Origin of the sequence: Streptomyces lushanensis (genome assembly GCF_001700515.1) — a bacterium.
Classification (GTDB): Bacteria; Actinomycetota; Actinomycetes; order Streptomycetales; family Streptomycetaceae; genus Streptomyces; species Streptomyces lushanensis.
In genome coordinates, this window is record NZ_MAUD01000567.1 from 1 (window position 1) to 813 (window position 813).

The 813-nt window shown below is 67.0% G+C and carries 2 protein-coding genes; one reads left to right on the forward strand and one right to left on the reverse strand.

Features of this window, described 5'->3' with window-relative positions; translation table 11 throughout:
* Positions 1 to 326, reverse strand: a 326-nt coding sequence (locus BFF77_RS31290) for an ArsR/SmtB family transcription factor (RefSeq protein WP_066956821.1), incomplete at its 3' end; no start/stop codon positions are given.
* A 145-nt stretch (positions 327 to 471) separates the two neighbouring features.
* Between BFF77_RS31290 and BFF77_RS31295 the strand changes: the two genes are divergently transcribed.
* A partial coding sequence (locus tag BFF77_RS31295) for a COG4705 family protein (RefSeq protein ID WP_483855225.1) occupies positions 472 to 813 on the forward strand: 342 nt, incomplete at its 3' end.

Genomic DNA, 813 nt, shown 5'->3' on the forward strand with positions numbered 1-813 from the left:
GCCTGTTTCAGATCTCGCACGTACTCGTCCAGCCGGTCGAAGGTCCCGTTCCAGAATTCCTCGAAGCCGCCCACCCACTCGTGGACCGGCCGCAGCCCGCCGGCGTCCAGGCCGTACAGCCGCTGCTTGCCCGCCCCGCGGACCCGCACCAGCCCGACCTCGCGGAGCACCCGCAGGTGCTTGGACGCCTGTGGCTGGCTCATCCCCAGGTCCCGCGCCAGTTCGGTCACGGGCCGCTCACCGCCCCGCAGCAGCAGCAGGATCTCCCGCCGCTGCGGCTCGGCGATCGCGTTGAACGCGTCCGAGGTCGTCGCCGCTCGTGCCATGGCATCATCATATGCCTATATCGGAATGCGTCAATGCGGGGTCCGGACACACGGCCGTCACGGCACGGCTGTTCCCCGCTCGGACCGGGTGACCGGGCCCACCGGTCAGGAAACGTTCAGGTGAACCCTGACAGCGTGCCGCGTCATGACAGCAGACACATATCCGCCGGGCGCCTCCACCCGGCGCCGCGAGCTGATGAACAAAGTTCCCGAAGTCACCCTCTACTTCTGGGTCATCAAGGTCCTGTGCACCACGGTCGGGGAGACCGCGGCGGACCTGCTGAACGCCAATCTGGGCCTCGGGCTGACCAACACGTCCTTCGTCATGGGCGCCCTGCTCGTGATCACACTGTTCTTCCAGTTCCGGGCGCGTGCCTATGTGCCGGGCCTGTACTGGCTCTCCGTCGTACTGATCAGTGTGGTCGGCACCCTGGTCAGCGACAATCTCACCGACAACCTCGGCGTTCCGCTGGAGACCACGACGGCG